The 23,820-nt window shown below is 38.7% G+C and carries 25 protein-coding genes and 1 pseudogene; 1 reads left to right on the top strand and 25 read right to left on the bottom strand.

What is annotated here, in order from left to right; genetic code table 11:
- Nucleotides 1-8: 8 nt before the first annotated feature.
- The 24 genes and pseudogenes from rplV to purD all read right to left on the bottom strand — a co-directional run bounded on the left by rplV (nucleotide 9) and on the right by purD (nucleotide 20,518).
- A complete protein-coding gene (rplV, locus tag H346_RS0102870; RefSeq protein WP_002986651.1) occupies nucleotides 9-353 on the bottom strand; it encodes a 50S ribosomal protein L22 in 345 nt (114 codons plus the stop codon).
- A 15-nt stretch (nucleotides 354-368) separates the two neighbouring features.
- Nucleotides 369-647 (bottom strand): 30S ribosomal protein S19, encoded by a 279-nt coding sequence (gene rpsS, locus H346_RS0102865; protein WP_000533765.1) that lies wholly within the window; start codon nucleotides 645-647, stop codon nucleotides 369-371.
- Nucleotides 648-786: 139 nt separating this feature from the next.
- On the bottom strand, nucleotides 787-1,620 hold the full coding sequence (gene rplB, locus H346_RS0102860) for a 50S ribosomal protein L2 (protein WP_027969756.1): 834 nt from the start codon (nucleotides 1,618-1,620) through the stop codon (nucleotides 787-789).
- Nucleotides 1,621-1,637: 17 nt separating this feature from the next.
- Nucleotides 1,638-1,934 (bottom strand): 50S ribosomal protein L23, encoded by a 297-nt coding sequence (locus H346_RS0102855; protein ID WP_027969755.1) that lies wholly within the window; start codon nucleotides 1,932-1,934, stop codon nucleotides 1,638-1,640.
- Nucleotides 1,934-2,557 carry a 50S ribosomal protein L4 gene (rplD, locus tag H346_RS0102850; RefSeq protein ID WP_027969754.1) on the bottom strand — a complete coding sequence of 208 codons (624 nt, stop codon included), beginning with the start codon at nucleotides 2,555-2,557 and terminating at the stop codon, nucleotides 1,934-1,936. The genes H346_RS0102855 and rplD overlap by 1 nt, the downstream gene beginning before the upstream one ends.
- Nucleotides 2,558-2,580: 23 nt before the next feature.
- On the bottom strand, nucleotides 2,581-3,207 hold the full coding sequence (gene rplC / locus H346_RS0102845) for a 50S ribosomal protein L3 (RefSeq protein WP_027969753.1): 627 nt from the start codon (nucleotides 3,205-3,207) through the stop codon (nucleotides 2,581-2,583).
- A gap of 105 nt (nucleotides 3,208-3,312) precedes the next feature.
- The gene (rpsJ, locus tag H346_RS0102840) at nucleotides 3,313-3,621 is read right to left on the bottom strand and encodes a 30S ribosomal protein S10 (RefSeq protein ID WP_003046044.1); all 309 of its coding nucleotides are present in this window, start codon (nucleotides 3,619-3,621) and stop codon (nucleotides 3,313-3,315) included.
- Nucleotides 3,622-3,820: 199 nt separating this feature from the next.
- Nucleotides 3,821-5,107: an MATE family efflux transporter gene (locus H346_RS0102835; protein WP_027969752.1), complete on the bottom strand. Its 1,287-nt coding sequence runs from the start codon at nucleotides 5,105-5,107 to the stop codon at nucleotides 3,821-3,823.
- Between the two features lie 51 nt (nucleotides 5,108-5,158).
- Nucleotides 5,159-5,374: pseudogene (locus H346_RS0102830) on the bottom strand (threonine synthase); the annotation flags it as partial.
- Nucleotides 5,375-5,602: 228 nt separating this feature from the next.
- On the bottom strand, nucleotides 5,603-6,619 hold the full coding sequence (gene adhP, locus H346_RS0102825; protein WP_027969750.1) for an alcohol dehydrogenase AdhP: 1,017 nt from the start codon (nucleotides 6,617-6,619) through the stop codon (nucleotides 5,603-5,605).
- 256 nt (nucleotides 6,620-6,875) lie between these two features.
- Entirely contained in the window at nucleotides 6,876-9,518 is a 2,643-nt protein-coding gene (gene adhE, locus H346_RS0102820; protein ID WP_027969749.1) for a bifunctional acetaldehyde-CoA/alcohol dehydrogenase, read from the bottom strand.
- Between the two features lie 404 nt (nucleotides 9,519-9,922).
- Complete coding sequence (locus H346_RS0102815) at nucleotides 9,923-11,698, bottom strand: acyltransferase family protein (protein ID WP_027969748.1); 1,776 nt, start codon at nucleotides 11,696-11,698, stop codon at nucleotides 9,923-9,925.
- The gene (locus H346_RS0102810; RefSeq protein ID WP_027969747.1) at nucleotides 11,695-12,096 is read right to left on the bottom strand and encodes an MORN repeat-containing protein; all 402 of its coding nucleotides are present in this window, start codon (nucleotides 12,094-12,096) and stop codon (nucleotides 11,695-11,697) included. The genes H346_RS0102815 and H346_RS0102810 overlap by 4 nt, the downstream gene beginning before the upstream one ends.
- A gap of 24 nt (nucleotides 12,097-12,120) precedes the next feature.
- On the bottom strand, nucleotides 12,121-12,558 hold the full coding sequence (locus H346_RS0102805; protein WP_027969746.1) for a low molecular weight protein-tyrosine-phosphatase: 438 nt from the start codon (nucleotides 12,556-12,558) through the stop codon (nucleotides 12,121-12,123).
- A gap of 138 nt (nucleotides 12,559-12,696) precedes the next feature.
- Nucleotides 12,697-13,704: a Holliday junction branch migration DNA helicase RuvB gene (gene ruvB, locus H346_RS0102800; RefSeq protein ID WP_027969745.1), complete on the bottom strand. Its 1,008-nt coding sequence runs from the start codon at nucleotides 13,702-13,704 to the stop codon at nucleotides 12,697-12,699.
- 59 nt (nucleotides 13,705-13,763) lie between these two features.
- Nucleotides 13,764-13,859, bottom strand: a complete 96-nt coding sequence (locus tag H346_RS10710) for a quorum-sensing system DWW-type pheromone (RefSeq protein ID WP_208595719.1) — start codon at nucleotides 13,857-13,859, stop codon at nucleotides 13,764-13,766.
- 90 nt (nucleotides 13,860-13,949) lie between these two features.
- A complete protein-coding gene (locus H346_RS0102790) occupies nucleotides 13,950-14,861 on the bottom strand; it encodes a helix-turn-helix domain-containing protein (RefSeq protein ID WP_027969744.1) in 912 nt (303 codons plus the stop codon).
- Nucleotides 14,862-14,990: 129 nt separating this feature from the next.
- Complete coding sequence (gene purB, locus H346_RS0102785) at nucleotides 14,991-16,283, bottom strand: adenylosuccinate lyase (RefSeq protein WP_027969743.1); 1,293 nt, start codon at nucleotides 16,281-16,283, stop codon at nucleotides 14,991-14,993.
- 11 nt (nucleotides 16,284-16,294) lie between these two features.
- Nucleotides 16,295-17,041, bottom strand: a complete 747-nt coding sequence (locus H346_RS0102780) for a hypothetical protein (protein WP_027969742.1) — start codon at nucleotides 17,039-17,041, stop codon at nucleotides 16,295-16,297.
- Complete coding sequence (locus H346_RS0102775; RefSeq protein WP_027969741.1) at nucleotides 17,038-17,265, bottom strand: hypothetical protein; 228 nt, start codon at nucleotides 17,263-17,265, stop codon at nucleotides 17,038-17,040. Before H346_RS0102775 ends, H346_RS0102780 begins: the two co-directional genes overlap by 4 nt.
- Nucleotides 17,266-17,275: 10 nt before the next feature.
- Entirely contained in the window at nucleotides 17,276-18,358 is a 1,083-nt protein-coding gene (purK, locus tag H346_RS0102770) for a 5-(carboxyamino)imidazole ribonucleotide synthase (RefSeq protein WP_027969740.1), read from the bottom strand.
- A complete protein-coding gene (purE, locus tag H346_RS0102765; protein WP_027969739.1) occupies nucleotides 18,345-18,833 on the bottom strand; it encodes a 5-(carboxyamino)imidazole ribonucleotide mutase in 489 nt (162 codons plus the stop codon). Before purE ends, purK begins: the two co-directional genes overlap by 14 nt.
- A gap of 216 nt (nucleotides 18,834-19,049) precedes the next feature.
- Nucleotides 19,050-19,217, bottom strand: coding sequence for a hypothetical protein (locus H346_RS10780; protein WP_244147246.1), 168 nt, complete (start codon nucleotides 19,215-19,217; stop codon nucleotides 19,050-19,052).
- 41 nt (nucleotides 19,218-19,258) lie between these two features.
- On the bottom strand, nucleotides 19,259-20,518 hold the full coding sequence (gene purD / locus H346_RS0102750; protein ID WP_027969738.1) for a phosphoribosylamine--glycine ligase: 1,260 nt from the start codon (nucleotides 20,516-20,518) through the stop codon (nucleotides 19,259-19,261).
- Between the two features lie 320 nt (nucleotides 20,519-20,838).
- Between purD and scrM the strand changes: the two genes are divergently transcribed.
- Nucleotides 20,839-21,969, top strand: coding sequence for a peptidoglycan hydrolase ScrM (gene scrM, locus H346_RS0102745; RefSeq protein WP_027969737.1), 1,131 nt, complete (start codon nucleotides 20,839-20,841; stop codon nucleotides 21,967-21,969).
- 76 nt (nucleotides 21,970-22,045) lie between these two features.
- Here the strand turns inward: scrM and purH are convergent, their stop codons facing one another.
- Nucleotides 22,046-23,593, bottom strand: coding sequence for a bifunctional phosphoribosylaminoimidazolecarboxamide formyltransferase/IMP cyclohydrolase (gene purH, locus H346_RS0102740; protein WP_027969736.1), 1,548 nt, complete (start codon nucleotides 23,591-23,593; stop codon nucleotides 22,046-22,048).
- Between the last annotated feature and the right edge of the window lie 227 nt (nucleotides 23,594-23,820).

Raw genomic sequence — 23,820 nt, 5'->3', positions numbered from 1 at the left:
TTACCTCCTTATTTTTCTGATACAACCACTGTTACGTGAGTTGTACGTTTGTTGATTGGTGAAGCGGAACCTTTCGCACGTGGACGAAAACGTTTCATTGTTGGTCCTTCGTTGGCGAATGTTTCAGATACCACCAAGTTAGCTTTTTCCAAACCAAAGTTATTTTCTGCGTTTGCAATAGCTGAGTTAAGAGTTTTCTCAATAACACGAGCTGCTTTGTTTGGCGTGAATTTTAAGATTGCGATTGCGTCAGCGACTTTCTTACCACGGATAAGATCAAGTACTAAACGTGTTTTACGAGGTGAAACACGCACTGTACGAGCCATTGCTTTAGCTGAAGTAATTTCTGCCATTGTGTCCTCCTCCTATTAACGACGTGTTTTCTTGTCGTCAGCTGCGTGACCTTTGTAAGTACGAGTTGGTGCAAATTCACCAAGCTTGTGACCTACCATGTCTTCTTGGATGTAAACAGGTACATGTTTACGTCCATCATAAACTGCGATTGTATATCCGATGAAACTTGGGAAAATCGTTGAACGACGTGACCAAGTTTTAATGACTTTTTTCTTTTCGTCGTTTGCTTGAGCTTCAACTTTTTTCATCAAATGCTCATCGACGAAAGGTCCTTTTTTAAGACTACGTCCCATTTTGTAGTTTTCTCCTTTAAATAATGTACCACAGCGGCTTGAGATTAAGAGCCATGCCTCAAACTCTACCGAGTTGGCGGAATCAATAGCAAAGCTATTGTAACGATTATCTAGCAGGCTTTAATCAGCTTGCAGACGATTATTTTTCATTACGACGACGAACAATAAGTTTGTCGGATTTAGCTTTTTTGTTACGTGTTTTAAGACCAAGCGCTGGTTTACCCCATGGCGTTGATGGCGCTTTACGTCCGACTGGTGCTTTACCTTCACCACCACCGTGTGGGTGATCGTTAGGGTTCATTACAGAACCGCGAACTGTTGGTCGGATACCTTTCCAACGGTTACGTCCTGCTTTACCAATGTTAACAAGCGATTGTTGTTCATTACCAACTGTACCGATTGTTGCACGACAAGTACCAAGAATCATACGCACTTCGCCTGATTGAAGACGAACAAGAACATATTTACCTTCTTGACCAAGCACTTGAGCAGACGCTCCAGCTGCACGAACAAGTTCCCCACCTTTACCAGGTTTCAACTCAATATTGTGAACAACTGTACCAACAGGGATATTGGTTAATGGAAGTGCATTACCAACTTTGATATCTGCATCTGGACCAGAAACAATACGTTGACCTACTTCAAGACCTTTAGGTGCAATGATGTAAGCTTTAACTCCGTCAGTGTAGTGTACAAGTGCGATGTTTGCAGTACGGTTTGGATCGTATTCGATTGTTTTAACAACTGCTTCAACGCCATCTTTGTTACGTTTGAAGTCGATCAAACGGTAATGGCGTTTATGCCCACCACCTTGGTGACGAACTGTGATACGACCATTGTTGTTACGACCAGCTTTGTTTTTAAGAGAAACAAGCAATGATTTCTCAGGTGTGCTTGTTGTGATTTCCGCGAAATCCAAAGAAGTCATGTTACGACGGCCATTTGTCGTTGGTTTATAAACTTTAATACCCACGTTATTTCCTCCTTAGATTATTCAGCTTCAGCTGCGAACAACTCGATTGCTTTTGAATCAGCTGTAAGAGTGATAATAGCTTTTTTAGTTTTGCTAGTGAAACCTGTGTGACGACCAACACGTTTTGCTTTTGGCTTAAGGTTAACAGTGTTTACACTTGCGACTTTAACTCCGTCAAATGCAGCTTCCACAGCTTGCTTGATCAAAAGTTTGTGTGCACGTGTATCAACTTCAAAAGTGTATTTCCCTGCTTCAAGAGCAATCATTGACTTTTCAGTGATAACTGGCTTTTTGATTACATCGTACAAATTCATTATGCAAGAACCTCCTCAATTGTAGAGATTGCTTCTTTAGTTACAAGAAGTTTGTCTGCGTTTACGATATCAAGAACACTTGCAGTTGTTGCAGTTGAAACAGTTACGTTTGGAAGGTTACGTGCAGAAAGTGCTGCGAACTCATTTCCTTCTTCAACAAGAACAAGTACTTTTGTATCAATACTAAGGGCTGAGAGAACTTTTGCAAATTCAGCAGTTTTTGGTGCTGCAAATGAAAGGCTTTCTACAGCGACAAATTTATCTTCAGCAACTTTTGCTGAGTAAACTGATTTCAAAGCAAGGCGACGAACTTTTTGTGGAAGTTTGTATCCGTATGAACGTGGAGTTGGTCCAAAGACAACACCACCACCACGCCATTGTGGTGAACGGATAGAACCTTGACGTGCACGTCCAGTCCCTTTTTGACGCCATGGTTTACGTCCGCCGCCTGATACTGCTGAACGATTTTTAACCGCATGAGTACCTTGGCGAAGGCTAGCACGTTGGCTGATTACAACATCAAAGACAACTGATTCGTTTGGTTCAATGCCAAAGATAGCATCACTCAATTCAACTGAGCTAACTTCTTTACCAGTTTGGTCAAATAGTTTTACGTTTGCCATTTTAACTGTTTTCTCCTTTCTTATTACTTAGCAGCTTTAACTGCTGATTTGATAGTGATAAGAGATTTCTTAGCACCTGGTACGTTTCCTTTGATAAGGATAACATTCTTTTCTGGAATAACTTGTACAATTTCAAGGTTCTGAATGGTGACACGATTTCCACCCATACGTCCTGCTAAGTGTTTGTTTTTGAAAACACGGTTTGGCGCAACAGGTCCCATTGAACCTGGACGACGGTGGTAACGAGAACCGTGAGCCATAGGACCACGTGATTGACCATGGCGCTTGATAACACCTTGGAAACCTTTACCTTTTGAAGTACCCGTTACATCAACAACATCGCCAGCTGCGAATGTATCAACAGTAATTTCTGAACCTACTTCTAAGCCTTCAATGTTTTTGAATTCACGAATGAAGCGCTTAGGAGCTGTGTTAGCTTTTGCTACATGGCCTTTGGCAGGTTTGTTGCTCAATACTTCGCGTTTGTCATCAAAACCAACTTGAACTGCTTCGTAACCGTCTGTTGCAACAGTTTTAACTTGAAGCACAACGTTTGGAGTTGCTTCGATGACAGTAACAGGGATAAATTCACCAGTTTCAGTGAAGATTTGAGTCATTCCCACTTTTTTCCCTAAGATTCCTTTTGTCATGAGAAAATATTTCCTTTTCTTAATAATATTTCAAAAAGTTTTTAATGAGCGTTTTTCGTGCTCAAAAAAGTTTTTTACGAGCGTTTTTTGTGCTCAGAAATCAGATTAAAGTTTGATTTCTACGTTGACACCACTTGGAAGATCCAATTTCATAAGAGCATCAACAGTCTTTTGAGTTGGGTTCACAATGTCGATAAGACGTTTGTGTGTACGCATCTCAAATTGTTCGCGAGAATCTTTATATTTGTGAGTCGCACGAATAATTGTGTAAAGACTACGTTCAGTTGGAAGTGGAACTGGTCCAGCAACTGTCGCACCTGTACGTGTTGCAGTTTCAACGATTTTTTCTGCCGCTGTATCAAGTGTACGGTGTTCGTACGCTTTCAAACGGATACGGATTTTTTTGTTTGCCATCTTTTCTCCTCTCGTCTATTTACGATAATAGGCTAGCTCCTCGAGAAAAACCAACACCTGTCACGTGGCAATGCAACCGAGCGTGTCGCAACCTCTCGCATCATAGCTAAAGCTGTATTTTTACAGCACCATAACATGATAACAAAAACATCCTGTCATTGCAAGCTTTTTGGACAATTTTTTCAAAAAAACCACCTTCTTATTGCCAGGTGATCCGCAGATACTTTTTAAATTGTGTGGAAAGAATAAGCCATCTCATGGCATTGTCCAATACCGTTGCAATCCAGACGCCAACTAAACCATATTCCCACACTACACCGATAATATAACTAAATACAACTCTAATCAACCACATCCCTATCGTTGTAGCATAAAAAGGAAACTTCGCTTTTCCAATGCCTTGCCAAGCTGCAGTATAAACTAAAGTTCCTGCTGTTGCGGGTGCTCCCAACAAAGAAAAGAGTAGAACAATCATACCGGAACTTTGTGCACTGACATCACGGGCAAATAAAGGTAACAAAATTGGTCCCACAAGATAAGTTATCACCCCAAGAGCAACCATTGTAAGGGTACCTAAGGTCAATGACTCTTTGGCAATCACTTTAATTTCTGCCACTTTTTCACGTCCTAACTGGTCAGCAACAAGAATAATCGTCGCTGTTGACATCGCCATTCCAGGCATATAGTTAAACTGAGTTAAGGTTTCTCCAATCGCATTTCCTGCTAAAACGGCTGTCCCAAAATGAGCAATAATAGCAATCATAAAAACATCTCCCACCCGCATCATAAGACGTTCACCCATAGCTGGTAATGATAACTTAAAAACAGCTTTATCTAGCGGTGTTCCTATCATTTTTAGAATGCCTTTAACAGGAATATAGTGGCAAAGAATGAGAATTCCAATTAGGCGTGACAAAACGGTCGCCCAAGCTACTCCAGCCAAGCCAAAGTGCCAAACATAAATAGATAAAGCAGAAAAAAGGGCATTTAAGACATTGGTTAGTAAACTCACTTGCATCGGAATTCGAGCCTGTCCCTGTGCTCGAACAATTGCTCCAAGACTCGTTAGAAACCCTAAACTCACAATCATACTGCCGACGATAGCTAAGTATTGTCCTCCAATAAGAGCAACCCTAACATCTGCCCCTAGCAGGGCTAATATGCCATTACGTCCCATTAAGGAAATTAAACCTAAAAAAATCGAAAGTACTAATGTTATAAGCAACGCATCTGCCATGTACTTCAGTTGTTTTACACGGTCATTTTTACCAATACTCCTAGCAATTAGACTTGACACCGCTGTGCCTAAAGCGATATAAAAGGCTTGATAAATCGTGATAATATTATTAGCTATAGAGACACCTGAAACAGCTACGAGTCCAATTTGTGCGACTAAATAATTGTCAACCATCCCCATTAACATCTGTAAAACATTTTCCACCATAGAAGGCAGGGCCAAGGATAAAATCTTTCTTGTATATATCATTTATATATCATTCTTTTACTTCCAAACGAAAGGAGCCCTATGGCTCCAATCTTACAGACCAAGATAACTTTCAACTGCCGCTTGCATTTCCTGTGTCTTAACAAGCAAACGATGACGAACTTTAGCCTCTTGCAGACCATCAACTGCCCTAGGCTGTTCCTCTTGGAACAGGCTTGCTAGCTGTTTAACAGCTTCAAAATCATCAACTACTTTTTGATCTGTAATCGCTTCAACGACAACACGTGGAAATTTGTAAGGACTAGCCGTCACTTTATTTTCTTGGTTTCTTGTTGATTGATACATCATCGGCATCGTTTTACCCTACTTGTTTTTATTTTTTCCATTATATAACATATTCTCAGTTTTTAAAACGTCTAAAATAAAAGAGCATTCTCAAATCAGAGATTTTTCTCTCTTAAGAATGCTACTATGTGTATTTCTTTGAAAATGAACACTAAACACCATCAATCTTCAAACTGCCTGAAATGACCTGACTTAACAGGTAAAGTCCAAAACTTTGCGCCCTTGAATCAAACCTTTTTCCATTTCATCAAATACTTGAGGTGCCGTATCGACTGGGACTTTTTCAACCACTGGTACAACAAGTCCTTCTGCACCAAAGGCAAAAGCTTCTTCTAAGTCTTTACGTGTTCCAACAAGTGAACCCACTACTTTGATACCATCCAAAACCGTTTTCACAATAGATAACTCCATATATTCTGATGGAAGCCCAACGGCAACAACTGTTCCTCCTGCACGTACGCTATCAATAGCTTGGTTAAAGGCAACTTTAGAAACAGCAGTTACAACAACACCGTGTGCCCCGCCAGTTTTTTCTTGAATATAGCCTGAAACATCTTCAATTTCTTTACCGTTAACGGTAATATCTGCACCGACTTCTTTTGCCAATTCAAGTTTATCATTATTAATATCTACTGCTACAACATGAGCATTGAAAACTTTTTTAGCGTATTGAACAGCAAGGTTTCCAAGTCCACCTGCACCAAAAATAACAATCCATTGACCTGGAGCAGCACCAGCTTCTTTAATAGCTTTATAGGTTGTTACACCAGCACAAGTGATCGAAGAGGCTTGTGCTGGATCAAGACCATCTGGTACTTTTACAGCGTAATCAGCTGTTACAACTGCATATTCACTCATTCCTCCATCAACACTGTAACCGGCATTTTTCACAGAACGACAAAGTGTCTCACGACCTGTTGTACAGTATTCACAGTGACCACAACCTTCAAAGAACCATGCGATAGAGACACGATCGCCCACTGTTAATGATGTTACACCTTCACCTAATTCCTCAACAATACCGATTCCTTCATGACCCAAGATGCGTCCCGGCACTTGTCCAAAATCTCCATGCGCAACGTGTAAATCGGTGTGGCATACACCACAATATTCCACCTTAACGAGCGCTTCACCATGACCAATTTTTGGTAATTCATGATCAACAACTTCTACACCTGTGCTAGCTTGGTTAACAACTACGGCCTTCATATAAGTCCTCCATTTATAATGATTTAATTGTTGCTATGTAATCGTTTGCATATTAAAATTTTATATTTTTTCACAGCTATTGTCAACAGATTTTTGAAAATTTTCTGAAACTTAACCGGTTAAGTTTTTCAACTCTTAACTTCGAAAATAAAAAATAGCCATCAGTCAAAATTGTTATTATTCTTTTTGGCATGCAAAAAACGATCTCTTATGTTTAAAAACATAAGAGATCGTTGCATCACATCACTTTCAGAGATTATTTTCGACGTCCTGGTCGTTCTGCATAACCATAATAAGCATCCTCGATGATTTCTTGCATGTGATCAACCATTGGCAAGCGTGGGTTTGCCGGTGAACATTGGTCTTCATAAGCAAGGTAAGCCAATGCACGAGAATGTTCTTTCCATTCTTTTTCATCAATACCTTGGTCTTTGAAATTCATCTTAATGCCAACTCGGCAACCAAGATCATAAACAGCTTTGGCATAAGATTCAACCGCTTCTTCTGGTGTAGAGGCTGGAAGACCTAATAATTTAGCAATATCTTGGTATTTTTCATCCGCACGGTAGTAATTATACTTAGGCCATGTTGCTGTCTTGGCCGGGCGTGTACCATTGTAACGGATAACATACGGAAGTAGGATAGCGTTGGTACGACCGTGAACAGTGTGGAATTGTGCACCAATCTTATGAGCCATTGAATGAGAAATGCCTAAGAAAGCATTAGCAAAAGCCATACCTGCCATTGTTGAGGCATTGTGCATCTTTTCACGAGACTCAAAGTCAGCTTCTTTAACTGATTTTTCAAGGGTATCAAAGACAATCTTGATCGCTTGAAGGGCCAAACCATCTGTAAAGTCATTAGCCATTTGTGACACATAGGCTTCTGTGGCATGTGTCAAAACATCCATACCAGTATCAGCGGCAATAAAGCCTGGAACTGTCAATACCAAAGCTGGGTCAACGATTGCCACAGTTGGTGTCAATGAGTAGTCAGCAATTGGGTATTTGCGGTTATTAGCCTTGTCTGAAATAACAGCAAATGGTGTTACCTCTGAACCTGTACCAGATGTGGTTGGAATAGCAATAAATTTTGTTTTCTTACCAAGTTCAGGGAATTTGAAAGCACGCTTACGAATGTCCATGAATTTTTGAACAAGATCATGGAAATCAACTTCTGGTTGCTCGTAGAATAGCCACATCACTTTGGCAGCATCCATTGGAGAACCACCACCAAGTGCAATAATGGTATCTGGTTTGAAGGTACGCATTAATTCAGTACCTTTCATGACAGTTGTAATGTCTGGATCTGGTTCAACATCGGCAAAGATTTGATAAACAACTTTGTTACGACGAAGATCTAATTGCTCAATAATACGATCCAAGAAACCAAGTTCAACCATGGCATGGTCAGTAACAATCATCACGCGTTCAACGTCACGACATTTTTGAAGGTATTGAATTGAATCACGTTCGAAGTATGTTTTTGAAGGAACTTTAAACCATTGCATATTATTTCTACGTCTTCCTACTTTTTTGATGTTCAAAAGATTAACAGCGCTAACGTTATCACCTACTGAGTTGCGACCATAAGAACCACATCCCAACGTTAATGATGGCAAGAAAGCATTGTAAACATCACCAATACCACCAAATGTAGAAGGTGAGTTCCAAATCACACGGATAGCACGAATCCTAGTACCGAATTCTTTAGCCAAATCTGCATCAGCCGTATGAATTGCTGCTGAGTGACCAAGACCATTGAATTCAACCATTTGACGGGCTTTTTCAACACCATCTTCACGTGATTCCGATTTTAAGACAGCAATAACTGGAGATAATTTTTCACGTGTTAATGGCTCTTTTTCAGAAACTTCTTGACATTCTGCTGCAAGAATATTGGTTCCTTCTGGAACAGTAAATCCAGCCTGCTCTGCAATCCAAGTTGCTGATTTACCAACAATATTAGGATTTAATTTAGCACCAGCACAGTTTTTACTGTTTGCTTTAACACCAAAACAGAAATTTTCAAGAAGGGCTTTTTCTTTTTTGTTAACAAAATAAGTGTGGTATGACTTGAATTCAGCAACAAAATCATCATAAATTTCTTTGTCAATAATAACTGCTTGCTCAGAAGCACAGACCATTCCATTGTCAAATGATTTAGACATAACAATATCATGAGCCGCTTGACGAATATTAGCAGACTTTTCAACATAAGCAGGAACATTACCAGCCCCTACTCCAAGAGCAGGCTTCCCACATGAGTAAGCTGCCTTAACCATTGCATTACCACCAGTAGCAAGAATTGTTGCAATACCATCATGGTTCATCAAAGCATTAGTCGCTTCAAGCGATGGTGTCTCAACCCATTGAACACAATTTTCAGGAGCACCGGCTGCAATGGCCGCATCTCTAACGATACGAGCTGCATGTGCTGACGATTCCTGAGCTGACGGGTGGAAAGCAAAAATAATTGGGTTGCGTGTTTTTAATGAAATTAAAGATTTAAAAATAGCTGTTGACGTTGGGTTGGTTGTTGGAGTGATCCCACAAATAACACCTACTGGCTCAGCGATCAAGGTCAAACCGGTCACATCATCTTCATCAATAATACCCACTGTTTTTTGATGGCGCATATTATTCACAACATGTTCACACGCAAATAGGTTTTTTGTTGCTTTATCTTCAAAAACACCACGACCTGTTTCTTCATAAGCATGTTTGGCAAGTTCACCGTGAGCATCTAAAGCAGCAACAGAAGCTTTGGCAACGATGTAGTCAACTTGTTCTTGATCCAATTGACGCATCTCTTCAAGAGCAGCCAGACCTTTTTGAACAAGAGCATCAATTGTTGCGGCAACAGGGGTTGATTCAACGGCACTATTTTTTTCAGTCATTTGAGACTCCTTTACCTTGTTAAAAGTTTCACAATTTTGTTTACAAAATTATTATAGCATTTTTTGAAAATTTGTAAATCATTTCACAATATTTTTGTGAAGTTTTTTTCAAATTATTTCTGAAATCCTTTGATAGCCGATTTCTTCAGAAAATAGTTTTTCAGAAATATCTTTCCCTCACAAAAGAATGTTTCTGAAACCGTTTTCTTCTTTGGAATTTAATCATGATAATAAGCAGGATACTAAGCTGATACCTATTCCACGTTAAAGCTTGAATTCGCAAACAGGCTCAAAAATTATTTTTAAAGTTAGCAAATAAATAATAACTTAATATCACCTCTATCATTTGAAACAACAAAGAAGGTCAGAAAAAACTATTCTGACCTTTAAATTAGAGACTTTTATTATTTAGCAGCTTTTTTAGCAGCTTGTTCTATAGCAGCCTGAATTGTTGAGACATACAAATCTGCCCCCTTAGTATTCGCGTTATAATGAACGCCATCGCTACCAGACCAAATATCAGGATTTTCAACAGCAACCTTATACCAATCTGCAATAGTGACATAATTATATTTTTGGGAAAGTTTGATAGCATAATCTCTTGCCTCTGCTACTTGTGCTGCATTCTTCGCATTATAAGGTGAAACCAAAACGAAACGGTGTCCTTTAGGAAGAGCATCAATAAAGGCTTGGACATCTTGAGCATAATTGTCAAGAGAATTCACACCAACTGCCAAAACAACGGTTTTTGATAATGTTTTAGACTTAATCTGATTATTAAAAAGCTCAAATGCTTCTCTAAAATTCCGACTAACTGCAGCATCTAACTGGGCTTGTGGCATTAATTTTGAAAAAGCTGCACTGGAGCGCAAAGCCACAGAATCTCCAATAATGCCAACATCACTCAAAGCATTGGCATCTCCAGCTGCCAACGTATGAGTACGATTAATATTATTTTGAGCCTGTTGCAAAGAACTCACTAATAATTGCCGTTCAAACTTACCAACTTTGGGAGCAACCAAACAAGTTCCTAGCATCAGCAAGAATAAAGCAAGTGCTCCCCCAAGCATCCATTTATGATAGGGTGAAAAATCAATTTCCAAACCAAGTAAATTTGGCTTGTTCCCTTGGATTAGTGGCTCCAAAATATAATAAGAAATGGTCGCAAATAAGATCGAGAAAAAAATAGTTAAAATTACCGCAATGAGATTTGACATCAACTGTGTGAAAATAATGTAAAGTGGCCAATGGAAAAGATAAATTCCATAACTAATATCTGCCAAATAAGTCACCACTTTAGGTTCTTGCCAGTCCGGTGTCTGCTCGTGAAGAACTCGGGTCGCATAAATCATCAGCGAGGTAAACAAACTCGCCAAAGCAAAACCGAATAAATAAGTAACAATATGGTTGAAATTTAAGGTTACGGTTAATAGCAATAACAGAGCAATAACACCAACCACGACAGCAATGACATATTTGCGTGACCACAACTGAACATTCTTTTGAAAACGAACAGTAGTGTCTTTAATTCCTGTCATTGTTGCGAACATTGCTCCTAAGAAAAATGGAAAACTATGCGAGAAACTTGAAAAATAAATCAAAGAGACATTTGAAACAAAGAAAGCCCTGATAAACATACTTAAAAAACTAACCGCAAAAATGCCAGCAGAAACTAAAAAGAGATACCCCCTAAGCTGCTTAGGACTATGATTTTTTTTCGCCAGTAACCAAATCAATAACCCCCAGAATAGGTAGAAATGTACTTCAATTGCTAAACTCCATGTATGAACAAAGAGATGAGGGATAAACTGACTTTCATAACTACTTCCCGTCAGAATTTCATAAAAATTGGTAGTGAATCCCAAAACCGCTGCAATCTGACTTCCCAAACTTGCCCTAAAATCACTCTTTACCAAAAAAGTAAAGGGAACTGTCAACAAAATCATCAAAACAAGTGGAGGGACAATTCGGTAAAACCGTCTTCTTAGAAAACCAACAATATCAATGGTTTCCTTTTTTGTGTACTCATCAATCAAAAGAGCTGTTATTAAATAACCTGAAAAGGTGAAGAAAACATCAACACCAATAAAGCCTCCCGGAAAACTGTGTTTAAAAAAGTGATAGAGCAAAACAAGCAAAAGGCCTGTTACCCTAACAAACGAAAACCATTTTATTCTCATTTTTGAAATATCCCCTGCTTGAAAGTGCCTTTATAAACTTTTGCATTCTTTGCTTTTAAAACACCTTTACCATTTGCTTGACCCTTATGAAACTGACCCTTATAAGACCATCCTGTACTAGCAGTAAAGGTTCCTTCTCCTTCAAAAACACCATTACGGAACGAGCCGATATAAGTGTCGCCATTTGGAAAAACAAGCTTCCCCTCGCCATTCATTCTATGGTTAACAACATAGCCAGTATAGCGTATGCGTCCTTGATCGTAAGTTAAACTTGTTTGACTTGAAAAAGTTACCGTAAAAACAGATAAAGCACAAACCAAAACGACAATTATTGAAAAAATTTCTAGCTTGGCTCGTGTTATATTGCCTTTTTGAATAATATTATTTATATTTATCATCCCTACTACTCATTTTTCTAATTTTTAGTTACCATTAGCGATAATTTGTGACAACCAAGTGCGACAACCGTCACTAACGAGCTGATAGGTTTCTTCAAAATCACCTGTGTACCAAGGATCTGGTACATCACCATCGATAAAAAGATGAATTTTAGAATCCCATTCATGGTGGGAAATCTCTTTGAGATCTTTAATATTTTGACGATCCATGCCAATAATATAATCAAAAGTCTCAAAATCAGCACAAGTAATTTGCTGCGACCTTTTCTCTACATCATAATCAATCCGATATTTCTTCAAAATAGATTGAGTACCCGAATGAATAGGATTTCCATGTTCCCAATTAGAGGTTGCACGACTTTCCACCCAAACAGCTTCATTTAATGCTAAGGTTTTCATTACAAATTCGGCCATTGGGCTTCGACAAATATTCCCAAGACAAACAAAACATACTTTTTTCATGAAAGACTCCTTTTACCTATTATATCAAATTTCTAAGTTATGTCAGAGAAATCAATTTAATAATTTTCTGTCAAGTCTTAAAAATAAAACATAAAAAATCTGAACACTAAGATAAGGTTCAGATCGCAATTCCTTGTATTAATACGAGGTCGTGTCTTGATAAGAATAACCTAAATGACGGTAAGCTTTTTCTGTTGCTATTCGTCCTGTCCTTGTCCGCATAAGAAACCCTTTTTGAATTAAATAAGGTTCATACATATCTTCGACCGTATCCCGCTCCTCTGCAATATTGACTGACAACGTCCCCAGTCCAACCGGTCCACCTTGATACATCTCAATCATGGTACGAAGAATTTTTTGATCAACATAGTCGAGCCCTTCATGATCAACATCCAACATGGTTAGTGCCTTGTCAGTCATTTGAATGGTAATAATACCATCTCCAATAATTTGAGCATAATCTCGAACACGTTTTAACAAACGATTGGCAATACGTGGTGTCCCTCGACTACGACAAGCAAGTTCTTTAGCGGCTTTATGGACGATTTCCACACCAAAAATATCAGCTGTACGTTCAACAATTTCTGTCAAATCATCCACCTGATAATACTCCATGTGACCAGTGATACCAAATCGGGCTCGTAGAGGATTTGATAGCATTCCTGCTCGTGTTGTCGCACCAATCAGGGTAAATGGAGGCAAATCCAAGTGAATGCTACGACTTGTATCCCCTGCACCAATCATAATGTCAATATAAAAGTCTTCCATAGCACTGTACAGAACTTCTTCAACAGCCATTGGCAGTCGATGAATCTCATCAATAAACAAAACATCTCCTGGCTCCAAGTCATTTAAAATAGCTACCAAGTCTCCAGCTTTTTCAATAGCTGGTCCCGATGTTTGTTTTAAATTGACCCTCAATTCATTGGCAATCACAAAAGCCATTGTCGTTTTTCCCAAGCCAGGGGGTCCAAAAAGCAAAACATGGTCCAAAGATTCATTCCGCATTTTAGCCGCTTCAATGAAAATGGTTAATTGTTCCTTAACCTTATCCTGCCCAATATATTCTCGTAAATACTGTGGGCGCAAAGTCCGTTCAACAAACTCCTCATCACCCATCACATCATTATCTAAAATTCTAGCCATACAGTTATTATATCATAAAGAGGGTTAGAGATAATTACATAAAGAGTTTTCAACCTTTATCATAGGCGCCACCAGTCAACTTCACTGATCATTTGAACAGCTTTAAAAGACAATAAAGCAATAAGAGCAAAGTAATACTGATATTTTTTGAACATAAGATAAAACTCCTTTAATAAATTACTTTTATATGTTACATAAAAATTATATCCTACCTCGTTTTATATAAAAATGACATCTTTGTCCTGTTAATAACTATTAATATCCCTTTCCCATTCTTCATTTAATTGTTTTTCCAAATACTTATCACCCGTGACTTGAGCAAAAAGACACGCCTTTACAAACGCTTCTTTTGCTTTTTGTTTATTTTTTTGTTTAATTAAAAAGTATTTCCATTCTATTAACTTTAGTATAGGCATCCTATTCCAGTCTTGAATTTTTGCCATAATCTTTTGACTCATTTCAATAGTCTTTTCCAGATTATCAAGTTTATCATTTTTTAGACTTAGTGAAGAAATACCAATAATTATTTTATTCATTATAAATAATTCGTCTAATTCAAAACTCTCAAATTGATGCAAAAGAATATCTAGCAATGAATTATTAAAAGATTTATCTGAATACTGACCATTCAAACCTTCAATATCAAGATAAGCCAAATACAATTCAATAAGTATTAGGTCATTTTCTCTAAATCGAGACTTACTTTTTATTTGTTTAAAATATTCTTGCAACAAATCAATCCCAAAATTGATATTCCCACTCAATAAAGTATCTAAGGTCGCCTGTAAACAATCAATGATTAACTGCTCTTCCTCAGGTAGTTGTTCGTAGTAATCTTCAAAAATTTCGTCAAATTGTTCTTCTCGAAGTTGTAATTTCCCATCATCCATATAGGTTGGTGTTCTCAAAATTAAATATTTCAACTCCTTGTAACGTTTGGGCAATTCCAAACTAGCTCCATCTGTTAAATAACCAACACTAACATCCAGGGCTTTCGCAATAAATATAACTTTTGCCAAGCTTGGTATTGATTGCCCCAACTCTATTCGTGCTAACTGACGAACGGATAACTCAGACTCATCCCCACATAAGTCCTCTCTGCTAATCCTTTTTTCATGCCTAAGTCCCCTCACTTTTTCACCAAAATATTCTAACATGCCTTCTCTCTCCTAAAAACTGTTTTCTTCATTGTACCACACCGTTTAATTTATTCTTAATTGATGCCATTTTTTTATAATCAATATTCGGTTTTTATGTATAAAAAAGAAGGCTGAAACCTTCCTAATTTAGAGTCCAAGTCGTTTGAAAATATCATCTACACGTTTTGTATAATATACAGGGTTGAAAAGTTCGTCAATCTCATCTTGTGTGAGACGTGATGTCACTTCTTCATCTGCTTCAAGAAGAGGTTTGAAAGCCACTTGATTATCCCAAGCATACGCCGTCTTGGGTTGGACCAAATCATAGGCTTCCTCACGCGTCATCCCTTTTTCAATCAATGTTAACATCACACGTTGACTGTAAATAAGACCAAAAGTAGAGTTCATGTTACGCAGCATATTGTCAGGAAAAACAGTTAAATTCTTAACAATATTACCGAAACGGTTGAGCATGTAGTTGATAAGGATGGTTGTGTCAGGAGTAATAATCCGCTCAGCTGATGAATGTGAAATATCACGTTCGTGCCAAAGTGACACGTTTTCATAAGCTGTAACCATGTGACCACGCACCACACGCGCAAGACCTGTCATATTTTCTGAACCGATTGGGTTACGTTTGTGAGGCATAGCAGAACTGCCCTTTTGACCTTTGGCGAAGAACTCTTCAACTTCACGTTGTTCAGATTTTTGCAGACCACGGATTTCCGTTGCCATACGCTCAATAGATGTTGCGATGCTAGCAAGCACTGCAAAGTATTCAGCATGCAAATCACGTGGCAAGACTTGGGTTGAAATTTCTTGTGGACGGATGCCCAATTTGCCACAAACATACTCCTCTACAAATGGAGGAATATTAGCAAAATTACCAACGGCACCTGAAATTTTCCCTGCTTCCACGCCAACAGCAGCATGTTCAAAACGTTCTTGGTTACGTTTCATTTCGCTGTACCAAGTTGCCAATTTAAGACCGAAAGTCGTAGGTTCAGCGTGAACACCATGAGTACGCCCCATCATAATCGTCATTTTGTGTTCACGAGCTTTGTCAGCCACAATGTTAGTAAAGTTTTCTAAATCATGACGAATAATATCGTTAGCCTGCTTGTAAAGATAGCCGTAAGCAGTATCCACCACATCAGTAGAAGTCAAGCCATAGTGAACCCACTTGCGCTCTTCACCAAGAGTCTCAGAAACTGCACGGGTGAAGGCCACCACATCGTGACGCGTTTCTCTTTCAATTTCAAGGATACGGTCAATGTCAAAGTCTGCATTTTCACGGATTTTTGCCACGTCTTCCTTGGGAATTTCACCCAACTCAGCCCAAGCTTCGTCAGCTAAAATCTCAACTTCCAACCAAGCACGATACTTGTTTTCTTCACTCCAAATAGTCGCCATTTCAGGGCGTGAATAACGTTCTAACATTTTTTCTCCTTTTAAATCTGAATAAAATAGTCATTAATAGTCCCTTCATTTTCAAACTTGGGATAATTAACACTATATTTTCGATCAATTAAGTTACAATAACCTTTACAATCCAAACTATAACTATCACAGATTTTTTCACCTGCTTGTGTTGTATAATATAAAGTTATCGTTTCAGGAATGTGATTAAAATTGGTTTTTAAACCATTCCAATAATGCTGTAATTCCTCTAGATGTCTCCTTGAAATCACATAAATTCTTTCATCAACACCTAATTTAGTGATTCTTTCACACTTATTAGTATTACCAAATAATATACATAAATTAAAAATAGGTTGGTTATTTACAATTTCTATCGAGAATGCTTTATCACGCTTATGTTTTTCCAAATAGCGCCTTTCAAAGCTATTGCTTTCAACAACATCTTGTTGTCTTTTCTTCTCTAACATAAACCAGTATTTATCGTCAAAATAAACACGACAGCCAGATTTTATTAACTGGTAATCATTCTCAACCGAGAATTCTGGACGAACTTTTTGAACTTCTTTTTCTTTATCAAGAAACATTTGGCAATGAATGACGATCACAGAAACAACGATACCTGCTATTGCTCCATAAAAACCTAACCAATCTCCCAAATCCTTATTCAACAATACAGATAGAGGAGTTAATACAAGTGAAAATATCGGTCCTAACAATAAGATTAATACCGATATCATTCTTAAAATCTGACTATTTTCTTTTAAGTAATTTTTCATTCAAATTCCTCTTTACTTATTGCTACTGAGGGATAGTGGGGTAATGTTGGCAAATCAATGTCCAACGGTAAGTCATACACTGCCAAATAGTCATTAGGAAATTGATTTGTCAGCTCTGCCATTTTCTCAGAAATAGTCTGCGCATCTGTCGAGGCAAAAACCACCTCAACAACAGCTATTTCTTTGCTATTTTCAACATAAGCATGGACAATCATTTTCAGCATAGTAGTCTCCTTAAAAATCAACTCCACCCCCAAACTCATTGGTATCCTCAGTAAGCAAGGTCACATGACCCATCTTACGGTTATGCTTTGCTTCTAGTTTACCATACATGTGGAGATGGGCGCTAGGATTTTTAGCAACATATTCTTGGGCTTTTTCTACGTGCTGACCAAGAACATTGAGCATGATAGCCGAAGTATAGAGGGTAACTTCTGGAAGTGGTTGCCCCAAAATTCCCAAGATATGAGTGTCAAATTGGGAAAAATTACAAGCTTCAATAGAATAATGCCCCGAGTTATGTGGGCGTGGCGCCATTTCGTTAACAATAATGTTATCGCCTACCACAAACATTTCCACACAGAGCGTTCCTGATAGTTGCAACTTCTTGGCAATCTGCATAGCTATTGCCTTAGCTTTTATAGCTAATTGGTCTGAAATACGAGCTGGGACAATCGTTTTTGACAATATATTATCACAATGAATATTTTCTTGTACTGGAAAAACGGTCACATCCTTGCCATTTCCTGAGACTATGACTGAGATTTCAAGATCAAAAGTTACAAATTCTTCCAAGACACACTCGGTATGTTTTGCCAATTCTTTTGCAGCAGCTAGATTTTTTACTGATTTGATGACCACTTGTCCATGTCCATCATAACCACCCATTGCCGTTTTGAGGACATATTTTTTAGACAAATCTAGATCTTTCAAATCTAGGCTCGATGTCACTACCTTATAAGGTGCCACCAAGACATCTGCTTTCTTTGAAAGAAATTCTTTTTCAAAGATACGATTTTGTGAAATGCGCAACAGGTCTGTTCCTTGTGGTAACTGTCCCTTTTTAATAACCTTGTCCAAAGCATCTGCGTCGATATTTTCAAATTCGTAGGTCAATACATCACAACGCGTAGCCAATTCTGCCAAAGCCTTATCATCACTATAGGATGCCACAATCATGTCCGATACGCGCGCTGCTGGACAGTCTACTTCTGGGTTAAGTGTTACCACCTTGTGGCCCATGTAAATAGCTGAAATAGCCATCATTTGCCCCAACTGACCGCCTCCGATAATCCCGATAGTTTTAGATGAGTTCATCCGTTGAAGCCTCCGCAATTTTTCCTTGCTCCTTTACAAAATCTGCAAGCGCTACTACCAATCTTTGATCTTCGATAGCCAAAATCCGAAGGGCCGCCAAAGCAGCATTGGTAGCCCCCGCTTCACCAATCGCCATTGTTGCTACAGGTACTCCAGCAGGCATCTGAACGATTGAATAAAGAGAATCTAAGCCAGAGAGAGCACGTGATTTGATGGGGACACCAATAACAGGAAGAGTCGTTTTTGAGGCCACCATACCAGGTAAATGGGCAGCACCCCCAGCACCAGCAATGATGATTTTAATTCCACGATCACGAGCTTCTTTAGCATATGTGAGCATAAGATCTGGGGTACGGTGGGCAGAGACAACTTTCTTCTCATAAGCGACACCAAATTGATCAAGGATCTCCACCGTTTTTTGCATGGTTGTCCAATCGGATTTGGAACCCATGATGATTGAAATGACTGGATTCATAACTTATTCTCCTTTAATATCTTCTGCATCTACTAGTTTAACATCCAAAGCTTTGAGTCTTTTCGTAAAAATTCCTTGACCACTCATTTTTGTCTAAAAATGTTCCATCATACGTCTGATTTACCCCACAAATAGAACGACGAGATTGTAATATAGCCAAATCAGTTTGCTGATTAATATAATATCTACTGCTATAGCCTCATCTTTTTGATATATTTACATGAACATTTCTTCCAGAAATTTCATACTCTTTGCCACTAGTTCAGTTCGCTCTCTTATTGTAGACATTTCTGCTAGAATTTCTGGATATGTTGGAAAGGCTTGTTTATCCGATAAATAATTGATGATATTTTGATCAAGATTATTTTTCCATTGAATTGACAATTTTCACCCAATAAGCAAACACTCACTAGGTACATTGTTTTTCATAATGCCTTATTTCCAATATCTGTGCGGTAGAAGAGTCCTTCTGTGTTTTGGTTTTCTAATTGTTTGTAAATGTTTTCCTGTGCTGCTTGAACAGTATCTGCTGTAGTGACAAGCATGTAAACGCGTCCGCCATTTGATAGCAGAGTTGTTCTATTTTCCACAAATTTAGTACCTGCATAGTAAGTAATAATGTCATTATCAGTTTTAGCCGGTAGCAGGACACCTTTGGCATATTCCAACGGGTAACCATTTGATGCAACAACTACACCAAGGGTTACCCCACCATTACTCCAAGTGATATTAGGCTCTTTGCCTTCCAAAAGATCACCGATGTTTTGCGCGAAATCAGAGGTTAATCGAGGAAGAATAATCTGCGTTTCAGGATCACCAAAACGCGAATTAAACTCGATGACCTTCGGTCCATCTGCTGTAAGAATCAGCCCAGCATATAGAACACCAAGATAAGGACGCCCTTCCGCAATCAATCCTTCAAGAATAGGCTTAATAATGGTTTTAACTGCTGTATCCACCACCGATTGAGATAAATGAAGAACTGGTGCATAGGCCCCCATGCCTCCTGTATTTGGTCCCTGGTCGCCATCATAAGCACGCTTGTGGTCCTGCGCCGTCGGCATGATGTAGAACTTATCACCATTGACAAAAGCAAATAGTGAGAACTCCTCACCATCCAAAAATTCCTCGATGACCACACGAGCACCGGAATCACCAAATTTATTATCAAGCAACATCTGATAAACCGCTTCCAACGCTTGCCCAACTGTTTCTGCCACGACTACGCCTTTTCCTAGCGCTAGTCCATCCGCCTTAACAACAATTGGAGCCCCCTGTTCTTCGATATAGGCCTTAGCTTCTTCAAAATCAGAAAATGTGACATAGGCTGCTGTCGGAATATGATATTTCATCATCATTTTCTTAGCAAAATCTTTTGACCACTCAAGTTCTGCTGCCAAACGTGTTGGACCAAAAACTTTCAGTCCCGCTCGGTTAAACTCATCAACAATACCGGCTGCTAGTGCATCATCAGGTCCAATGAAAGACCAATCAATGTCATTTTCTTTAGCAAAGTCAATCAACTTACAATGTTCGGAAATATCGATATTTACCAAAGTCAACCCATCTAAGATCATCCCATCATTACCTGGTGCTACAAAAACCTGTTCGACACCTTTTGACTCTAACAACTTCTTAGCAATCGCATGTTCACGACCACCCGAACCAATGACTAATAATTTCACAACAAAAACCTCTTTAACGAATTATTTAGTGAAATTATAACATATTTGTTCGTTTTTTGCATTTATTTTATCGTTTTAATGAAATCTTTTTCCTGTTGTGTTAAGTATATTAGCTTTTGATAAAAATGTGCACAACCCTTTTAAATAGCGATTAGATCAATAACTTCTATCTACATATCACTAAGATCTCTTTCTCCCTGCTTATTTACTTTTCTTTATTTAAACACTCCTGAAACTAGAAAAATTTTTCTTAAAAATGTTATCAATTCAAGGACATTTTTGTCCTCCTCTTTCGAATAATAAATTACAGGAGGTAATTAATGAAAAAAATTCATCAGTTTTTAGTGTCGGGAGCAATCCTTTTGAGTGTTAGTGGGGCAGCTTTCTCCACTACGGCAGTTATTAACACCAATCAGGCAGGAATTGTTCATGCTGCCGTTTTAGGTGATAACTATCCAACTAAGTGGAAAAGTGGGACTGGAATTGACTCGTGGAATATGTACTTGCGTCAATGCACTTCTTTTGTTGCCTTTCGTTTAAGTTCTGTAAATGCTTTCCAATTACCTAAAGGTTATGGAAATGCCTGCACATGGGGGCATATGGCAAAAAAACAAGGTTATTCCGTTAATAAAACACCGAAGGTTGGAGCCGTTGCTTGGTTTGACATCGATGCGTACCAGTCAAATCCCATTTATGGTCATGTTGCTTGGGTCGCAGAAGTTCGTGGAGACAATGTCATTATTGAAGAATATAATTATAATGCTGGTCAAGGTCCAGAAAAATACCACAAACGTCAAATTCACAAAAATCAAGCGAGTGGCTATATCCACTTTAAAGATTTGTCTACTCACTCAGAGAACCAACAGCCACAACAAAATCAAGCCGCTGAAACCAACTTAAGCCAAAGTGGCACTTATTATTTTAGCAACCGAGCACCAATTAAAGCACAAGCCAATTTAGCTAGTCCAGATCTTGCTTACTATAGCTCTGGTCAATCTGTCCATTACGATAAAACACTAACTGCCGATGGTTATGAGTGGCTTAGTTACCTCAGTTTTGCTGGCAATCGACGCTACATACCAATCAAAAAACTTGCACAACCAACTTCACTGCCGCTAACAAAACAAGAAACAAAATCCCTAATCAATGTAGGAGATACAGTGACTTTCCCTGGTGTTTTTCGAGTTGATCAGATCATTCATAATATGATTGCTAGCAACGAATTAGCTGGAGGTGATCCTACACCTTTAAATTGGATTGATCCAACCCCACTAAATGAAACCGATCTGAAAGGACAAGTTGCTGGGGATCAAATTTTCCAAATTGGCGAATCTTTTGTTATTCCCGGTCACTACAAAGTGTTAAAAATTGATCCATCAAGCAATGGCATTTATGTCAAAATCGGCTCTCATGGAACATGGTTAAATGCAGATAAAGCTAACAAAGTCTAAACCAATAATCTCCTCTGAACGTTTTTCATAATCATACAAAAAGGTGCCGGAGTTTTCTTGCACCTTTTTCATGTTATCAGTGTCTAAAATGTCTTACTCCTGTGAAAATCATTGTAATACCATATTTATCAGCAGCAGTAATTGTTTCTTGATCTCGAACAGACCCACCCGGTTGAATAATTGCTTTTATCCCAGAAGCAGCAATTTCTTCAACATTATCTGCAAATGGAAAGAAAGCATCTGAAGCCAGAACAGCCCCCTCCAAACGATCCTTTGCTTGGTCAATAGCGATACGAATGGATGCCACACGATTCGTTTGACCCGGACCGACACCTAGAGTCATGTGATCGTTGGTCACAATAATCCCATTTGACTTAACATACTTGATAGCTTTCCAAGCAAATTTAAGAGCGGTAACTTCTTGGTCAGATGGATGACGTTTGGTCACTACTTGCCAATCAGTCGGGCACTCCTTAACAACATCTTGAGTTTGCACCAAGAGACCACCGACAATGCCCGTGTACTCTGCTTCCATTTCACTTGCGTCTTGAGCATCAAATGGTAACCTGAGAATACGCAAGTTTTTCTTTTTGTTAGTGAGAATAGCTAGCGCCTGATCAGAATAACTTGGTGCGATAATGATTTCAAGAAAAACAGCATGCATTTTTTCAGCGGTCGCCACATCCACTTCACGGTTTAAAACCACAACACCACCGAAAATAGATACTGGATCAGCTTCGTAACAGTAATCCCATGCTGTTTCAATATCATCTGCCTGACCAATACCACATGGATTCATGTGTTTAAGAGCCACAACCGTTGGATAATCTCTGAAATCACGAATGATACGGATAGCAGCATCAGCATCACGAATATTATTGAAAGACAATTCTTTTCCGTTAAGCTGTTCGGCTAAAGCGATTGAATAATTCGTTGGTAAAGCTTTTTGGTAAAAATCTGCATCTTGTTGCGGATTTTCTCCGTAACGCAAAGCTTGTCTTAGGTCGTAAGTAAGTGTTAACTTTTCAGGTCTTGTTTCTCCGACTTGGGTGGTGAAATATTCTGCAATTAAGGCATCGTAGGCTGCGGTATGACGAAAAACTTTAGCTGCCAAGCGTTGACGGGTTTCAAAACTGGTTTCACCAGCACTAGCCAATTCTTCTAAAACAAGAGCATAATCCACCGGATCAACTATAACTGTGACACTCGCATGATTTTTAGCGGCTGACCGAAGCATTGATGGACCACCGATATCAATGGTTTCCGTTGCCAAATCATAAGTCACATCTGGACGTAAAATAGTTTCCTTAAAAGGATAAAGGTTAACCACAACAAGATCAATCAATTCGATATTGTTATCAGTCGCAGCTTGCAAATGACTGCCAAGGTCTCGACGAGCCAAAAGACCACCATGAATATTAGGGTGAAGAGTCTTGACACGACCATCCATCATTTCAGGAAAGCCTGTCACATCATCAATAGCAATAGTTTCTACACCAGCATTATCAAGGACAACTTTGGTACCTCCAGTTGAGATGATCTCCCAACCGAAACTTTTAAGTTTTTGAGCAAAATCAACAATGCCTATTTTATCAGACACACTAATGAGCGCACGTTTTGTCATTTTTTCTCCTTTTATCTAAGAGGTTCTTTTGAATAGCTCGCTTAGGCAGCAAAGACACAAAGTTGCTTTTGGTTTCTCATCTTTTCACCAAATGAAACGTGTCCAGTTGTTCTAGAACCTCATCACAATTTATATCATTTTTTATAATAAGGGATACCCAAATAAAATCAGATTGTTCCTATATGCCACGTTTCCTCAAACAATAATTAAATACCACTAAAACCAAA

This window comes from Streptococcus castoreus DSM 17536 (genome assembly GCF_000425025.1).
GTDB lineage: Bacteria > Bacillota > Bacilli > Lactobacillales > Streptococcaceae > Streptococcus > Streptococcus castoreus.
This window is presented reverse-complemented; position numbering and strand designations above follow the sequence as displayed.